We start from the raw sequence: 15529 nt of genomic DNA, 5'->3' as shown, positions 1-15529 counted from the left end.
GCATTCGCGTCTTAAGCCAGTGAGGGTTCGTGAATACAAGAACGTAAGATGAAATTGCTTAATTGTAAAAAGAGGTGAAATTATGGAGGAAGATCAGCATTTAAGACCAAGACTCTTAAGTTGGAAGTTTGATGATGAAGTTGAAACAGATCATGAGGACGAATGGAATTGGATAGAAATCACTATGTATTTCACGAATGGTTCAAAAAGATGGAGTATTTTGTATACACCTGAAAGATTATTAAATAATTTATCTAGACAAAACATTGATCCACCAGGCCTTCATATGCAACAGCTTATCGTAGTGAGAAGCTATGAAGTAAGTGATATTGACAGAGTGTTAAGAGTTTTTGATGAAGAGGATAAATTGATTATAGCCTCAAGATCATATAGTGAGTGATTCAAAGCAGCTAACAACATCTGAAAAGAATTGAGAAAATACTAGATGCTTATATTGAACAGAAGGTTCCTGATCATCTAAAGAATGAATTGGAAGGACAGTAAGGACAAGTGGCATTTTGTAGACGATATTGAACCAGTGAAAGATTTTGAGAAGCAATTAATGGAGATTGATAATAACGACATCTTTTGGGTGTGATCGATGTTGGCAATGATCTCACATAAATAAAGCAGGTGAGGTATGAGTAATCACTTTACTCGAGCAAGAGAAGCAGAAAGCAATTATCATGAGAAATTCTATGATGAAACCCCTCTTTTTAAGCCTGGAACTTGGTTATCTAAGCCTGTGCAAGTTGTGATGGATTTACTCGAGCAAATGGATCTTAATCAAATCAGCGTACTTGATTTAGGATGCGGAGTGGGGAGGAACAGCATTCCTATTGCTCAAAAGATCCAAAGCCTTGGGGGATGGTTCATGGTGTGGATTTGTTGCCGACTGCAATTCATAAGCTGGCCAGTTACTCAGTAGAGTATAATGTTCAAAAAACGTTGAGTGTTGAAATTGCAGATGCTGAATATTATGAAGTAAACTCGGAAGAACATAATTATATTATTGCTTGCTCATGCTTGGAACATATGTCTACTATAGATGCATTTAGAAAAGTGATTTCACGAATGATTAAAGGGACAAAACAAGAGGGAATCAATTGTATTCTGATGAGTACAGAGGTAAAAGAGTATGATGTCGAACATGGAGAAGAGACAGATGGACTTGTTGAATTGAATTTAAAGACAGAAGTTGCTATACGTATTTTGCGAGAACAATACAAGGAGTGGGAAATCCTGATTGAAAGATGTAGCCCTCAAACCATAAGGGAGAAAAAGCAAGGGAAAGATATTGAATTCAGAAGTTGTTGGTTAACGTTTGTAGCTCAAAGAGGGGGAAGATCATGCGAGCGTATGCACACTTTATATCCAAAAAAATAGATAACGAAATAAAAATATTTAGACACCATACAGAGTTTCATTCTACCAATGGCCCTGGGAGAGTAATAGGATTAGTGGTTATGATGAATCCGGGAGATGCAAGACCAATTGACGATACCCTCTTTCAACGGCTCGAAAATTCTGAATATGAAACAAGGGAGCCTGTTTTGACAGTACCTGATAATACAATAAAAAGGGTTATGCGAATGATTCAGACGGCTTACTCTCAAGAGGGAAGCACACTTCCAGATCAATACTCAATACATATTGAGAATATATTTAATATTCGCGAGAAAAATAGTGATAAGGCTAAAAGATATGCAAGAAGTATGAGTGGAATAAATAATCTCATGTTTAAATCGAGAGAACTATTGGACGATTATAATTTTGTGTTCTTAGCCTGGGGCAAGTTAGACGTAGGGATAGACCGTCAAAGCGACATCCTCAAAAGATACCCACAAGCCATAGTAGTAAATAAATTAAACCAAAAAGGGACACTCAGGAATGTTAATTATCCAGTACATCCTCTCTACATGAAAACAGAATATTTTCTAGAAGCCGCCAAAGGGAAGATAAATGGTATCTTATAACCCATGCCACACCTACAGTAAGGAGCAAAGCCTACAATGATTGAACCAACGATAGAATCGGTTAATGTCTTATTTCAGAAGCATCAAATTACTGATGCAATTGTAAGTGTCCAAAGATTATCAGGAACAACCTCAGGGTTGGTTTTAAGATTAGAATCAAGGCATGGTTCCAAATATATCTTAAAGTTTGATCAACCAACCCAAATTGGATTAGTTGAACAATTCCTTCACACCTATGAGCACTCCGTATTATTGCCGAAAGCCCTTTTTTTCGCCAAAGATAGTTCATATTTTGCTTATACATTTCTTGAAGGAACAACTCATTTTAATCGTGGCTCAAAGAGCAGTTGGATGAAAATATTGATCATGGATTTATTCAACAAATATGTAGAACAAGAAGAAACAAATACATGGGGAAGAATAGAATACCCACTAAAGACATGGAAGCAATTTAATGAAATAAGTATTGATGAAGCAAGGATAAATCTGAGGAATATATTATCAACAGAAGACTATAATTACGTTAAATTGAAAGCTAGCAAACTATTTAATGATGATGCAAAGCAAGGGAGAAAATATTATCTGCACGGTGATACTGGCGTACATAACTTCGTCTATAATCATGCAACATTAACTGGTGTGATTGATCCATCACCCATGGTGGGACCCATCGTATATGATTTTCTATATGCATTTTGTTCTTCGCCTGATGATATTAATACTGACACCTTGTTTACCGCATCGGATTTACTTGAACATGGAAATATTGAAAGAACGAGATGGATTGAAGAGACTTTAATTCAGCTTTACTGTCGATTAGGGCTTAGTGTGCGTCATCATCCGAACGATTTGAAGGAATACATGCAGGCATGGGAATATTGGAAACAACTATGCAAGCAAATTGACGAGGGCATTAGCATCTTTTAACAGTTCACACGCCGGTGTAATATGCTTTAAAGCCCCTTCAAAACCAAAATAAATATTGGAGAATTTACCGATGAAGCATTATGTATACCATTACTATGAATATGAGCGTGGACCCTTCAAGAATCTGTCCAGTTTGTCTGAGGAGATAGCGGAGAAGACATTGGATCAACTGAGACAAAGTGGAGATGTTTTTGCAAGTAAGAGGTCGGCGGATTATTTATCAATTAGAAGAGAACTGGAGAATAAAGCCAGAGAAATGTTTATGAAGAAGGGAGGCAAACCGACCAAGGAGTTCCCACATTATATGACGTTGGGCGAGTGTGAGTGGATTCGGAGTTGGTACAATCAGGGATGTGTCATTCAGATTGACTTGGATCAATTTGATCCGGCTACTATCAGCTTTACCTACGGGGACTTGTTCCCAACGATGAGATACAAGGATAGTAAGCCCTATAGAGGGCAGGTCTATACGCTTGAAGAGATTAGGAAAATCATTGGTGAGTATGGAATGCCGCAGGTGTGGAACCATGATGGTAAGCGTGGACCAGAGCGGTATGTTGAAGTTCAGGTTTGGGATGATACAGTGATAAGTAGACATATTTTGTGAGAAAAAAAGCCCTAAGGTGATGAATATGATAAATCTGGACACAGAAAGATTACTTATAAGGAACTTTCAATCCAATGACTGGAAGGACTTATATGAGTACTTGTCCATAGAAGAAGTGCTGAAGTATGAACCAGGTAACGTTTGTGATGAAGTTGAGTGCAAGCAGATGGCATTTGAGCGGTCACAGAACGATATCTTTATGGCTGTAGTGTTAAGAGAGACTAATAACATGGTTGGACACATTTACTTTAATCAAACAAAACCAGATGAGTTTTTAACGTGGGAGCTTGGGTATATATTTAACCCTAAATACTATGGAAATGGATATGCTACCGAGGCAAGTAGAAGAGTATTACAGTACGGATTTGAAGTGTTAAAGGCCCATCGGGTGATAGCCATGTGTAATCCTGAAAATAATTCGTCGTGGAGATTGTTGGAACGCTTGCTCATGCGAAGAGAAGGCCACCATATGAAAAAAGCATTTTTCTATAAAGATAATGAAGGGCAGCCCATCTGGCATGATGCCTATCAGTATGCCATTTTGGCGGAAGAGTGGGTGTCTAAGTAGCAGACGGTTATGCACAATTTTCTCCTCGAAGGGAATGGCCAGGTTGGGGGAGCTTCAGGAGTTATCTTTATATTTTTGCAAAACTTGTACACTTAATGTACAGCAAAATGGTATCCAACACTTTAAGATATAAAGCATGGAGGATCAATATATGAACAGCAGTAAAACTTTTGATGATGTAATACAATACCTTGAAAAAAACATATTTGACGGTTTTGAAATTGATTATAATGAAATATCAAAAATTGCGATGAGTCCAGCAGCTTTGTTCCAGCGTATTTTTATTTTTATATCGGGTGTCAGTATCGCCGACTATGTAAGGAAACGCAAGCTGACACTAGCTGGATATGATTTGAAAAATGGTGATATCTCCTTTTTAGATGTAGCCATAAAGTATGGATTTCATTCACACTCTTCATTTTCACGCGCATTTAAAGAACACCATGGTATCACGCCATCAGAAGCAAAGATTGAAACTGCTAAACTAAATAACTATCTTCCGATTAATTATTTGGAAATGCGATTTATAGGAGGAAAACGTATTATGGCGGAGATGAAAAAGATTATTTATAAGGAAGTTGAAGAGCGCCTAATGGTAGGAATGCATCGTGATACCTCCTTTTTTGAGGCTGGGGAGGTGTGGCAAGACTTCTTCAAAAGTAACGTTACCGAGAAATTAGAAACTTTGTCGGATGTAAAATGTTGCAATGATATTGACTCGAATGCTGGCATTGGTATGATGTACAATTTTCAAGATATGAATAACTTTGAATTTATTATCGGAGATTTTGTATGTATTGGCACACAAATACCAGATGGATTAGTTGCGAAGCATGTTCCTGCCGGTTTGACGGCACATATTCAGATTGAAGGAGCTAATGTTGCGGAAATACTTGATTCAGCATACTTATTAATCACAGAGGCAATTGAAAAAACCGGTAAAAAAATTGATCATGACAGTTTTTACTGGTGTGAAGTATATACGATCGAACGCTATTGTGAGCCCTTGAATCGGGGGGAGAAGGTCATTATAGATTATGTATTGCCTATTAAAAACAATTGAAATGAAATAGAAAGGAATGAACTTAATGCAAAAAGCAGTGATCGTTTGGTTCTTAACGGAAAAGAGAAATAACTTGGAAGAGCTTAATCATTTATTATCAGATGGCTGGAAAGTAATCAGTCAAAAACCAATGGGGACTGGTGACGGTAATGTTTCGGTCTCTTTAGTTATTGTTGAGAAATAATAGGAATTTCATGATATCGAATTTCTTGTTATTTGGGCTTATCTGCCATCGGCCTCGTTGTGGCATTGTACACATATTGAAAAAGTGTTATTCTCCAAGGAGATGAGTTGTTACCTGGAAAACTACATGATCGTCCGTTTTAGCACTAGATATTCATGTTGAGGATACAAAACGCCCCAGTCTAAGATAAGAACTATCTAAGGCTGGGGTGTTTAGATTGGGGGATATTTGAGATGATACGAAATACAGTAAGAGCTTTAATTATTAAGGATAATCATCTATTATTAATCAAGAAAAGCAGACCGAATATAGGTATTTATTATGCACTGCCCGGAGGAGCTCAAGAACCAAGAGAAACATTAGAAGAGGCACTAATTCGCGAATGTATGGAAGAACTAGGAATTGAAATATCGATAAATAAGTTCGTTTGTATAAGAGAGTACATTTCCAATAATCATGAATATTCATTCATAATGAAAGAAGTTCATTCTATTGAATTTATTTATGAATGCACGGTTCAATCCCCGACTAGTAAATTAAAAAGCGTACAAGCTGATATTGGACAGGTCGGGAGCGAGTGGTTACCCATTAATAAAATTAAGCAAACGGTATTCAAATCACAAGATTTAATAGAACTTTATAAATTTCCTAAAACTACGCATGAATTCTTTAATGAATATTTTTCAGATCAATCCATACTCCCATATACTAGTAAGGTATTTTGAAAAATCATAGAATTATAAAGCAATATAAAAAAAGGCGGTAGATTATATTGAATTACCCCAATATTGAATCTGAAAGATTATTTATGAGGGAACTAACTCTGGATGATGTTGAAGCCGTTTACAAACACTTTTCTTACCCAGAAGTAACGAGATTTATGGACATTGAAGTATGTAAAGATAGGAGTGAGGCTGAAGAGATCATTGCTTTTCACATACAAGATTCAGGCTGTAGATATGGGCTCTTTAGTAAAGAGAATTATGAACTGGTAGGGACATGCGGCTTTCACTGTTGGTCAACAGAGACAATAGAATCCAAGGCTGAAATAGGCTTTGATTTATCCCCTCAATACTGGGGCAAGGGACTTATGAAGGAAGCATTGGAGAAGATGATTAGAATGGGATTCGATCTAATGAAGTTAGATTATATTGAAGCAACAACGGAAGTGGAAAATATTCAGTCACAGAGCGTACTAATAAAAATGGGCTTTAAGCAAGATAGTGAACTTAAAGATAATTTAGCGTATTTCACATTGAGAAATAACGAAAGTGCCTGATTAAGAAAAAATGATGAATGGAGAGGTGCATAATCATGGAGAACATATCGCAATCGGAGAGAGCTGAAGCATTAAAATCGATACAATCTACAATCCACAAATCCGAAACTGCCTTAGCTAAAATGACGGATGAAGGTTCCAATACTACGCTTATAAAGAAACGACTCAAAGCCCATTACATTGGCTTAGCGATGCTTGAATACGATTGGAATCAAACTCCTCACAACTATTCCCAGAATGATGTAAAAGTAGCTCTTGAAACCTTGACCAATTTATTTCCATCCCTTGAGAAAAGTTATGCTAAGTGTAAGGAGAATAGTTCCCAAAGAACACTATTAGATAGAAGAATCCGAGCATTAAAAATGGCTGTTCAAGTCATAAATGAATATACCAACGCATGAATACTCATTCGCAATTGATTTATTGGATTGGCGGATCTCCTTGTTCGGGTAAGAGCACTATTGCTGAGCTGCTAGCTGCCAAGTATAACCTAACCTATTATAAATGTGACGAGGTTTATCAGAATCATATTGAAAGAAGTAAAGCAAACCTACATCCAACAATGAACAAAATTAAGGGACTATCAATAAATGATAATTTTTCACGGCCTCTAGAGCAACAAATAAATGACACGATTATGTTTTACAAAGAAGAATTCGGAATGATCTTGGAAGATATAGAGCGGCATGATTTTAGTAAACCTTTACTGATTGAGGGAGTTGCGTTATTGCCGGAGCTTGTTTTTCAGTATCTTCCCCATGTTAATCATGGTGTGTGGATCATTCCAACTTCAGATTTTCAAATGGAGCAATATTCGAAACGGGACTGGATTCATTCAATATTGGACGAATGTCAAGATCCAGACCAATCTTTTGAAAATTGGATGAATCGGGATATTCAGTTTGCTAATTTTATCAAAAGCGAAGTACATAGCAGGGGTTTGAAATTAATTGAAGTAGATGGAAGAGCAACAGTAGAAGATAACTTGGCCATTGTTGAGAATTTTTTTGAATTGTCGCAAAATCTTTAAAACATGAATTACTCGTAAGGAGACTTTGGGATGTACATTGAAACCACAAGATTAATCATTCGGGATCTCGTAATGGAGGATTGGGTTGATATACATATATATGCTTCTAACCCTAAGGTGACAGAACATATGATTTGGGGACCCAACGATGAAGATGAAACAAAATCATATGTAAAACAACAAATTGAAAAACAACAAGCAGTGGATCGCACTGATTTTGAATTTGCCGTTTTATTGAAAGATAGCAATCAGTTAATAGGCGGATGTGGAATTTTTATTAAAGAGCTAAACGCGGAAATCGGGTATTGCTTCAATCCGGAATACTGGAGAAAAGGATACGCAAGTGAAGCTTCAAAAGCGTTGTTAAAGGTAGCCTTTGAAGAGTTCAAGGTACATCGAGTTTATGCAACATGTCGCCCAGGTAATATTGGATCAGCGAATGTTTTAAGCAAGATTGGCATGAAGAAGGAAGGCCATTTAAGAGAACACCTATGGACTAAAGGGAAATTTCATGACTCCTATTTATTTTCCATTTTGGAGAATGAATATACAAAAATATTCGCTTTGGGGGACATTTATGATTAAGCAACAGATCATCGAGATGTTAGACCAGTTACCCGAGGAGGAGCTGCAAAGAGTATATTGGTCACTTGAGTTTATCCAAAAAAATTATCTGTTCAGAAAGAATCTGCTTCAAAAGGGAGTAGTCATAACAGAAATATATGAAGGGGACCAAGAGATTATAGAACTATGGGAAAATACGTTTGCCCAACATATCAGTGATGAGGTTAAAGAGGCCATTTATTATGATCAATTTAAGTGGCATATTTTCAGTTATGAAAAGCAACCTTGCTTGAAAGAAGCTGAGGCAAGGGAAGCCTTTGATGCTGAAGCTAAAGCGGAGCTATACGTGATGTATCAAAATTCTCCCCTGCTTCTGCAGTATAGTAATGCCAACAATGTGGTTGCTGGAGACTTTGATTCTGAACAAGATATTTATGTATTTGACAAGCATTTTAACTGGACCTATGTTCATACACATGAGTCAACATGCGGGCCCTATTTTTACAAGTTAAGCAACCCGAAATCAGATTGAAGAATAATGAATGCAGTAAGAAAGAGGTAAACGAATTGAAGAAAATGTTCGTAGTGATCTCTGTGCTTTTATTGATCTCTGTTGCAACTAATATCATCTTATATAATAAGTCCAAGAAGGCTGATCGCTATGAAGCTGCTGTTGACATCGCCTTTGACTATTTTTCTGTGGAGTACAAAGTTCGCTCTGTACATGAAGCTTTGGAGCAGGCGATGAAGGAGCAAAGATTGATTTTTGGACAGCCTGGGGCATTCAATAACTATTACAGCGATAGGCTGCAAAAAATAAGCACTACACATTATCAACTTACTATATTATACGGAGTTGTCTTTGACTTCGACCAATATGATCGAATCAGTAGTCTCAGAACCAATGGCCTGTTCAATTTGCTTGTAGATTGTTCGACTTTTTTGCAATATTTGGGTGAAAACTCGAAAAATTCTCTCACCAATGATGGAGAACAGCAATACCTGGACTTTGACCAAATAGATGATGAAGCACTGGCCGGCCTTGAGATGGTAACTGAAATTATTGGCGAACTCTCTGCTTTGCGAAGCTCCAGTTATGACGATAAGTCGGGCAGCGACATCTCTGCCTTACAAGATTATTTGCTTAGAAGTGCAGATTATATTGCATCAGCAGAGGTTCAAGAAAAAGCTAAGCGGATTGAAGCGTTAAATGTACGTGCGAATTAAATCCGTCAACTAGGTCTTACATCCTATTTCCCAATAAAAGGGTTGACATGGAAAAAGAACTTGGCTTAAGATGAGTTACATTAAATGAAGGGAGGTTGAAGGCAATGATGGTAGTTTATGATGCTCGGTCGTTTAGCTTTGGTGTAAATGTAATTCCATATACTGCTCATCGTTTCTTCAGCCTCATACGGGAGACATAGGAGAGAAGGTGACTTATCACGGGATGCCTTAATGTTCCTTGGTATGTCACTTTACGGCTATGGCTATGGAAGGAGCGGCTGTCAGGTAGCTGGCAGCGAGTTCTTCTGCATGAAAATGTTTAAAGCGAAGAAGTCATGGGCGAGCTGGCCCATGGCTTTTTTGTGCTCTATGAGCGAAATATGACTTCGAACAGGATATGTACACTTTATGAAATGGATTAAGAAAGGATTAATAAATAATATATGAATACTCAAATTTATGGAACATCATTAGATGAACAAGGTGCCTTTCGTCATGAGGTGAAGCTGCCCTCTGGCGATCTGACGGTTTATGCGGCACAGCAGCTATTCTCATCGCTGGATTACAAGGTATTTGAAATGGCAAACAACAATCTGCAAATTCCGGATATTCGCTATATGAGTTATACTCCGGACGTGCATGTGGGTGTGGGTACTTGTATCGGCACCACGGCGGTATGGGATGCGCAGAGCGGATATGTATCTCCCAGCATTGTAGGCAGTGATATCGGCTGCGGCATGCGGGTGCATATGACCAACCTGCACAAGGATGATCTTAAAGACGTAAAGCTGCGGCGTAAATTGGTCAAGGCCATTGAAAAGGTGTTGCCGATGGAGGCCAATCAGCGTGGACATTATTCCGATATTCGGTTGGAACATATCGTTCGCAAAGGACTGCACGGATTGCCTAAGAAATATATTCCGGACAGCTATACTCCTAAAAAATCCACCTCATTAACTCACGTGGAGAGCAGCAAATTTACTTTTGATGAAAGTGTGCTGGATCTTGTGCCGGATATGACCTGGCATCGGGCACATAGACAGCTTGGCACGCTGGGAGGCGGCAACCACTTTGCCGAGATTCAGGCGATTGAAATTGCCGAGGAGAACCGAAGTACCGCGGAAGCATGGGGGTTGTATGACGGACAGATCGTTGTCATGATTCACTCTGGATCGCGCGCCTGGGGCGGGTATGTTAGCCAAATGAGCTCATCAGCCATCCTTAAGGTGATGCAGCGCCACGGATGGGGGACCTCTGATCCCAAGCTGGTCTTTGCTCCCTTGGAGCATACAGAAGGCAGACATTATGTGAATATGATGTACTCTGCACTGAACTACGCGGTGACGAACCGCCACCTGATTGCCTATGCCATGCGAGAAGCTTTCCGCGAAGTGTTTGGGCCAAAATGCGAATTTAGCACATTGTATGACTTGATGCACAATTATGCCTGGGAAGAACAACATCCGCAGCAAGGCGGGGTGTTCGTGCATCGCAAAGGGGCAACACGGGCGTTGCCGGCTGGCCATGCTGATAATCCGAAGCCTTATATGGCTACCGGACACCCGGCGCTCATTCCCGGTTCGATGGGGACCGCTTCCTATATTATGGTGGGGCAACCGGAAGGCGCAGACAATTATTATTCCATCTGCCATGGAGCAGGCCGCATCCGCTCACGTACAGCCACCAAACGCTTGGTGAAGGTTGAGGATTTTGAAGCTGCGCTCCGCGTAGGAACCGAAGATGAAATCGTCGTGAACCAGCGCTCGCTGGAATCCATCCTGGATGAGTCACCGCAAGCGTATAAAAATGTAGATGAAATTATTGAAAGTGTAACCGGAGCAGGACTGGCGCAGGTTGTCGCCAAATGCAAACCCCTTGCTGCCGTGAAGGGAGCCAAGTCATGACATTACAGAATCTAAATAAACTACAAAGTATCTCTTCCATTTATGCGCTGAAGCCTCATTCCGTAGAAGAGGTTGAAGGTTATGCTACGTATGCGCATCTCATTAGCGGTATTATTGAGGCGCTTTATTCCCGCTACGGAATACGCTATGAGCTGTTTGCCAGCGATGACCCGAATAATGAATACTGGAGTCTTCTGGAGGAAGATCTTCGCTCGGAGAGCGAGAATGTGGAACTGGTGGCTCGGGTCTTTGAGGACCTGGAGCTTCGCACATTCCACTACGACGATGAAGGAGATGTACCTAAGTACGGCATGCAATATTCGTTGCGTAATAATGTGTTCGCCTATCCCAAATGGGGGGTTGCCCTGGCTAGAATTCCGTTCTTCCGCTCCAACGGCATCTACACAGAAGATTTCGTATTTGCCGCGAGTGAAGAGCAGATGAAGCAATTCTTGAGCACGGTGCGCGAGCGTGAACGGCAGCAAAATATGAAGCGGGTGACCGTCTTCACCGATACGCGGAACGGTATTGAACGTCAAGGCGAAGCGATTACCCGAGCAGTTACCCGGGATCAGGTGGTACTCTCGGAACAGATCAAGCAGGATATCTTTGGTGCGTTGGATCAGTTTTTTGAGGAGGATCGCACATTTTATCGCCAGTTTGATATCCCTTACAAGCGGGGAATTCTGCTGTATGGACATCCCGGGAATGGCAAAACAACCTTGGTAAAATCGATCGCCGGGAGTGTACCTGGCCCGTCAGCCTACTGGCAAATAACCGAGTATACCACGAGCGAGTCGGTGCGTGAGGTATTTGACGCCGCGAAGCGACTTGCCCCGATGGTCCTCATTATTGAAGACATCGATTCTATGCCTGAAGGCGTTCGCTCCTTCTTCCTGAACACACTGGATGGTGCGACTTCCAAAGAAGGCATTTTCTTGATTGGTACGACGAATTATCCGGAGAAGATTGATCCGGGACTCATGAACCGGGCCGGACGGTTTGACCGTGCCTATGAAATTTCGATGCCGAATGAAGTCCTGCGTGAGCAGTATCTCAAGCAACGGGGATTTGATTTGTTTGCTGGAGCAGAAGGAACGCAGGAAGCAGCGCGGCATACCGAATCCTTCTCACTGGCCCAGCTTGGAGAGGTGTATGTGAGTGCGGCGCTGGAGTGGCACCGGGAAGGCCGGGTGGATATTGTCAAGCTGATCCAGGCGCTACGCGGGGAATTGGACAAGAGCCATAAGCATCAGTGGCTGGAGCAGCCGGGACAGGGCCGAGTTGGTTTCTTCTGAGCGGCTGGATCACTATAAATATGACATTAACAAAAATGACCACTTCTTCATCATACAAGAAGTGGTCATTGATTTGAAAATAGGAATCGGAGTAGTGGGATTCGAACCCACGGCCTCACCCACCCCAAGGGTGCGCGCTACCTGACTGCGCCATACCCCGATATTGTGACTCTTAACGCAATAACTGATTATGTCCATTATAATGTATACGCTAGCAAGCCTGCAATATGTGGCGAGTTCTCCACAATATAGCTGCAGCTGAATTTTTGGGCTAACGTTGTAGTCAACTATCTGTTACAACAGCCTATACCGTTCGTCCACGCTTCTCATACTATGCATTAGCTTGCAAAGGAAGGGGAGCTCGTAATGGTCGAAATTTATTATAATTGTATGTATTGTATGAACAAGAGAGTACGTGTCATGTGCCGCGATGGCAATGTTTACGAGGGTACCGTTGTTAATGTAGACCGGGAAAATGTTTACTTGAAAGTCTCGGGCGGACGAGGACGAGTTAAAACATCAGCATTTATTCCTCCGTACGGTTATGGCTATGGACCGTCTCCTGCTGGAGAGCAAATCTTGACGCTTAGCTTGTTTACGCTGTTGGCCATTGCCTTGATCTGATTCGCTGTAATCCGCAGGAAGGGCCTCTGATATTCAAGGAGGCTTTTTTTGCGTATAGCAGTATTGACTCATAGTCGATGATGGAGTATTATAAAAACCAAAAAAACCAAAAAACAAATGAATTGTTCAGAATGAATTTCACAAACAATCATAATTTAATCTATAGGATGCCATTTATTTAGTTTTTTGGTTTTTTGTGAAAAGGGGCTGGCAGATGAAAATCCTTTTGTTCTATTCGTCAATTGGTCAAGGTCATCTTAGTGCTGTTAATGCTATTGAGCAGGATATCCGCCGAAAAGCAGAAGATGCTATCATTGTAAAAAAAGATATACGAGATTTTATGCATCCGGTCATGAACTGGATTGACGAAAAAACGTATTGGTTTGTAGCTAAGCATTGTCCTAAATGGTTTGATTATATTTACCAAAGAAAACAGTCAGAGGGGCAAAAAATAGGAACGCTAACTTCATTAGCTCATGATTACAACGAAAAACAGGTTTATGAATTTATAAAGACAGAATCACCAGATGCCATATTAACCTCTCACTATGGAGCAGCACAGGTATTAGGCAACTTAAGAGAGCAGTGTCTACTTGAAAATATCAGAATAGGTTGGATTCATACGGATTATATCGAAGGATATTTCCCCCGAATTTCCAAAAGACTTGATCGTACGTTCTTAGCACATACAGCGCTTATGGACAAGTGGTTGAGAGCCGGGGTGTTTGCTGATTTGGTTGATGTTTCAGGTCTTCCTGTGAATCTTCCAGTAATTGAGGACAAGAACTCAAGTCCTACAAGGTTATCTAGTAAGACGATTACAATTGCTTGCGGGAAAGAAGGAGTGTGTAATTTCTCAGAGATTGTGCTGAGTTTAATTGATTTTAACGCAGAGCCATTAATAATAAATGCCGTGTGCGGACGCAACACGCGTCAGATTCATCGTTTGGAAAAGATAAAGAAAAACCTCCCGGCTGGTGTTGAACTTAAGGTATTTGGATTTATTCCACAAAGCACTGTTATATCTTTAATTCGCGCCTCTGATATTTATATTACTAAGGCTGGAGGGCTTTCCCCTACCGAAGCGTTTATGATTGGCAAGCCAACCATACTACTCAATGCTATAAGCGGTCATGAAAGTGAGAATGCGGCATTCTTCTCCGAACTGAAGCTTGCAACATTCAATACGGATAGAAGAAAAATCGGACTCCAGGTGCAGGAACTTCTGAGAAGCCCGGAACAACATAATCAGATGCTAGCAGCGCAACGAGAATTCCAGTTAAATGTAAATATAGATAAAATCACTGAATTTCTTGTGGATCAAGAAGGAAATGGTCGCCATTTGTCTCCGGTATTTGGCATGGAATTTGGGTGCCCAGCTAGCAATACTTATGCGGCCTTGGAGCAATTAGCTAATGAGTCTCCAGCGGACATCGAGGTTTTGCTTTCTTATTCCTCTTCACAAGACAAAACTCGAATTGCTATGGAAAATCCTTTTGGTCATATTGCACTTTGTATTAATGACACAGTATATAGCAGCAATCATAGAGCTCGGCCAGGGAAAGAGTTGTTGCTCCAAGGGATGAATTTACATCATTATCTATTCGGGGTGGTTCCGCCTTCCAATAATCAGATTCATACAAGCACCTATGGAATGGTTTATGGCAGAGATACGATTGGGCTCCGGATTAAAGGAATTCCATTGGAAACCCTTGTCAGGATGCATGAAGCAGCTGAACAAATTGAATATGAATTTAGCCGGGGAATTACGGTGTATGATGTAAAAAAATCAAACTGTGCCGACTATGTCAGACGTATTTTTCAACAAAGCGGCTATACAATCCTTCCCATCCAAAGATTAACCTCAATGTATAGCATGCCACTTGATGTATTTGAGGAAATTTGTGTTGCATTGTCAGCTGAACCCGGAATCAAGACAGAGATGGTAGGTTATAGAAGATTACCGGGTTCCCGCTCAGAGTACAGTTATTCCCATTTTCCATACTCTATTGCTCAACCCTTAAGATCATTAGCCCATATCACGAGACAATCAAAAATGGATAAAGTGGAGCTAAAAGTCAACAAGCAGTTGGCAGGGGCAGCAGGGGATGGTCGTGTTTATTATGAACAGTTGAGCGTGCCATGTTTACAACGCGAATTTGTAGATGAGCAACCAGGTCATTACGAAGAGGATTATTATGCTGCTCTAAACAACATGTAAAAATAAAACATCATTTGATCTGGATTCAAATAGGTATATCGTGTTACATCAAAGGGT

The 15529-nt window shown here is 40.4% G+C and carries 21 protein-coding genes and 1 tRNA gene; 21 read left to right on the top strand and 1 reads right to left on the bottom strand.

Annotation, left to right across the window (positions count from 1 at the left end; translation table 11 throughout):
• The first annotated feature begins 82 nt into the window (after positions 1-82).
• The 19 genes from AC1VOR_RS02125 (at position 83) to AC1VOR_RS02035 (ending at position 12627) form a co-directional block, all read left to right on the top strand.
• Positions 83-400, top strand: coding sequence for a hypothetical protein (locus tag AC1VOR_RS02125; RefSeq protein WP_482615561.1), 318 nt, complete (start codon positions 83-85; stop codon positions 398-400).
• 84 nt (positions 401-484) lie between these two features.
• Entirely contained in the window at positions 485-598 is a 114-nt protein-coding gene (locus AC1VOR_RS02120) for a DUF3024 domain-containing protein (protein WP_482615559.1), read from the top strand.
• A gap of 42 nt (positions 599-640) precedes the next feature.
• On the top strand, positions 641-928 hold the full coding sequence (locus AC1VOR_RS02115) for a hypothetical protein (RefSeq protein WP_482615558.1): 288 nt from the start codon (positions 641-643) through the stop codon (positions 926-928).
• Positions 880-1386 carry a hypothetical protein gene (locus tag AC1VOR_RS02110; protein WP_482615556.1) on the top strand — a complete coding sequence of 169 codons (507 nt, stop codon included), beginning with the start codon at positions 880-882 and terminating at the stop codon, positions 1384-1386. Before AC1VOR_RS02115 ends, AC1VOR_RS02110 begins: the two co-directional genes overlap by 49 nt.
• Positions 1350-1976, top strand: a complete 627-nt coding sequence (locus tag AC1VOR_RS02105) for a DUF1643 domain-containing protein (RefSeq protein ID WP_482615554.1) — start codon at positions 1350-1352, stop codon at positions 1974-1976. The genes AC1VOR_RS02110 and AC1VOR_RS02105 overlap by 37 nt, the downstream gene beginning before the upstream one ends.
• Before the next feature lie 36 nt (positions 1977-2012).
• Positions 2013-2903: a phosphotransferase gene (locus AC1VOR_RS02100; RefSeq protein ID WP_482615552.1), complete on the top strand. Its 891-nt coding sequence runs from the start codon at positions 2013-2015 to the stop codon at positions 2901-2903.
• A gap of 70 nt (positions 2904-2973) precedes the next feature.
• Positions 2974-3510, top strand: coding sequence for a hypothetical protein (locus AC1VOR_RS02095; RefSeq protein ID WP_482615550.1), 537 nt, complete (start codon positions 2974-2976; stop codon positions 3508-3510).
• A 25-nt stretch (positions 3511-3535) separates the two neighbouring features.
• A complete protein-coding gene (locus tag AC1VOR_RS02090; protein WP_482615547.1) occupies positions 3536-4078 on the top strand; it encodes a GNAT family N-acetyltransferase in 543 nt (180 codons plus the stop codon).
• Between the two features lie 151 nt (positions 4079-4229).
• The gene (locus tag AC1VOR_RS02085; protein ID WP_482615544.1) at positions 4230-5141 is read left to right on the top strand and encodes a helix-turn-helix domain-containing protein; all 912 of its coding nucleotides are present in this window, start codon (positions 4230-4232) and stop codon (positions 5139-5141) included.
• Positions 5142-5166: 25 nt separating this feature from the next.
• Positions 5167-5325: a hypothetical protein gene (locus AC1VOR_RS02080; RefSeq protein WP_157686468.1), complete on the top strand. Its 159-nt coding sequence runs from the start codon at positions 5167-5169 to the stop codon at positions 5323-5325.
• 233 nt (positions 5326-5558) lie between these two features.
• Positions 5559-6050, top strand: a complete 492-nt coding sequence (locus AC1VOR_RS02075; RefSeq protein ID WP_482615542.1) for an NUDIX domain-containing protein — start codon at positions 5559-5561, stop codon at positions 6048-6050.
• A gap of 47 nt (positions 6051-6097) precedes the next feature.
• On the top strand, positions 6098-6604 hold the full coding sequence (locus AC1VOR_RS02070; RefSeq protein ID WP_482615540.1) for a GNAT family N-acetyltransferase: 507 nt from the start codon (positions 6098-6100) through the stop codon (positions 6602-6604).
• A 35-nt stretch (positions 6605-6639) separates the two neighbouring features.
• Entirely contained in the window at positions 6640-7005 is a 366-nt protein-coding gene (locus AC1VOR_RS02065) for a hypothetical protein (RefSeq protein ID WP_482615537.1), read from the top strand.
• Positions 7002-7634: a hypothetical protein gene (locus AC1VOR_RS02060; RefSeq protein WP_482615535.1), complete on the top strand. Its 633-nt coding sequence runs from the start codon at positions 7002-7004 to the stop codon at positions 7632-7634. The genes AC1VOR_RS02065 and AC1VOR_RS02060 overlap by 4 nt, the downstream gene beginning before the upstream one ends.
• A 30-nt stretch (positions 7635-7664) precedes the next feature.
• The gene (locus tag AC1VOR_RS02055; RefSeq protein WP_482615533.1) at positions 7665-8219 is read left to right on the top strand and encodes a GNAT family N-acetyltransferase; all 555 of its coding nucleotides are present in this window, start codon (positions 7665-7667) and stop codon (positions 8217-8219) included.
• Positions 8212-8730, top strand: coding sequence for a DUF4275 family protein (locus tag AC1VOR_RS02050; RefSeq protein WP_482615531.1), 519 nt, complete (start codon positions 8212-8214; stop codon positions 8728-8730). The genes AC1VOR_RS02055 and AC1VOR_RS02050 overlap by 8 nt, the downstream gene beginning before the upstream one ends.
• A 35-nt stretch (positions 8731-8765) precedes the next feature.
• Positions 8766-9425 carry a hypothetical protein gene (locus AC1VOR_RS02045; protein WP_482615529.1) on the top strand — a complete coding sequence of 220 codons (660 nt, stop codon included), beginning with the start codon at positions 8766-8768 and terminating at the stop codon, positions 9423-9425.
• A gap of 443 nt (positions 9426-9868) precedes the next feature.
• Entirely contained in the window at positions 9869-11329 is a 1461-nt protein-coding gene (locus AC1VOR_RS02040) for an RtcB family protein (protein WP_482615527.1), read from the top strand.
• Complete coding sequence (locus tag AC1VOR_RS02035) at positions 11326-12627, top strand: AAA family ATPase (RefSeq protein WP_482615525.1); 1302 nt, start codon at positions 11326-11328, stop codon at positions 12625-12627. The genes AC1VOR_RS02040 and AC1VOR_RS02035 overlap by 4 nt, the downstream gene beginning before the upstream one ends.
• An 86-nt stretch (positions 12628-12713) precedes the next feature.
• On the opposite strand, the gene AC1VOR_RS02030 is transcribed toward AC1VOR_RS02035, so the two are convergent.
• Positions 12714-12787 (bottom strand) — tRNA-Pro (locus tag AC1VOR_RS02030).
• 206 nt (positions 12788-12993) lie between these two features.
• Here AC1VOR_RS02030 and AC1VOR_RS02025 point away from each other — a divergent pair.
• Together AC1VOR_RS02025 and AC1VOR_RS02020 are read left to right on the top strand one after the other, a co-directional pair.
• The gene (locus AC1VOR_RS02025) at positions 12994-13251 is read left to right on the top strand and encodes an LSm family protein (RefSeq protein ID WP_482615524.1); all 258 of its coding nucleotides are present in this window, start codon (positions 12994-12996) and stop codon (positions 13249-13251) included.
• Between the two features lie 214 nt (positions 13252-13465).
• Positions 13466-15472, top strand: coding sequence for an MGDG synthase family glycosyltransferase (locus AC1VOR_RS02020; RefSeq protein WP_482615522.1), 2007 nt, complete (start codon positions 13466-13468; stop codon positions 15470-15472).
• Positions 15473-15529 lie beyond the last annotated feature (57 nt).

It is taken from the genome of Paenibacillus sp. 1SOY10 (genome assembly GCF_056836745.1).
This window is presented reverse-complemented; position numbering and strand designations above follow the sequence as displayed.

Coding starts and splice junctions, on each gene's coding strand:
- AC1VOR_RS02090 (WP_482615547.1), top strand. CDS start 3,536: ATGATAAATCTGGACACAGAAAGATTACTTATAAGGAACTTTCAATCC.
- AC1VOR_RS02125 (WP_482615561.1), top strand. CDS start 83: ATGGAGGAAGATCAGCATTTAAGACCAAGACTCTTAAGTTGGAAGTTT.
- AC1VOR_RS02020 (WP_482615522.1), top strand. CDS start 13,466: ATGAAAATCCTTTTGTTCTATTCGTCAATTGGTCAAGGTCATCTTAGT.
- AC1VOR_RS02025 (WP_482615524.1), top strand. CDS start 12,994: ATGGTCGAAATTTATTATAATTGTATGTATTGTATGAACAAGAGAGTA.
- AC1VOR_RS02085 (WP_482615544.1), top strand. CDS start 4,230: ATGAACAGCAGTAAAACTTTTGATGATGTAATACAATACCTTGAAAAA.
- AC1VOR_RS02105 (WP_482615554.1), top strand. CDS start 1,350: ATGCGAGCGTATGCACACTTTATATCCAAAAAAATAGATAACGAAATA.
- AC1VOR_RS02080 (WP_157686468.1), top strand. CDS start 5,167: ATGCAAAAAGCAGTGATCGTTTGGTTCTTAACGGAAAAGAGAAATAAC.
- AC1VOR_RS02035 (WP_482615525.1), top strand. CDS start 11,326: ATGACATTACAGAATCTAAATAAACTACAAAGTATCTCTTCCATTTAT.
- AC1VOR_RS02050 (WP_482615531.1), top strand. CDS start 8,212: ATGATTAAGCAACAGATCATCGAGATGTTAGACCAGTTACCCGAGGAG.
- AC1VOR_RS02040 (WP_482615527.1), top strand. CDS start 9,869: ATGAATACTCAAATTTATGGAACATCATTAGATGAACAAGGTGCCTTT.
- AC1VOR_RS02065 (WP_482615537.1), top strand. CDS start 6,640: ATGGAGAACATATCGCAATCGGAGAGAGCTGAAGCATTAAAATCGATA.
- AC1VOR_RS02075 (WP_482615542.1), top strand. CDS start 5,559: ATGATACGAAATACAGTAAGAGCTTTAATTATTAAGGATAATCATCTA.
- AC1VOR_RS02100 (WP_482615552.1), top strand. CDS start 2,013: ATGATTGAACCAACGATAGAATCGGTTAATGTCTTATTTCAGAAGCAT.
- AC1VOR_RS02120 (WP_482615559.1), top strand. CDS start 485: ATGAATTGGAAGGACAGTAAGGACAAGTGGCATTTTGTAGACGATATT.
- AC1VOR_RS02055 (WP_482615533.1), top strand. CDS start 7,665: ATGTACATTGAAACCACAAGATTAATCATTCGGGATCTCGTAATGGAG.
- AC1VOR_RS02115 (WP_482615558.1), top strand. CDS start 641: ATGAGTAATCACTTTACTCGAGCAAGAGAAGCAGAAAGCAATTATCAT.
- AC1VOR_RS02095 (WP_482615550.1), top strand. CDS start 2,974: ATGAAGCATTATGTATACCATTACTATGAATATGAGCGTGGACCCTTC.
- AC1VOR_RS02060 (WP_482615535.1), top strand. CDS start 7,002: ATGAATACTCATTCGCAATTGATTTATTGGATTGGCGGATCTCCTTGT.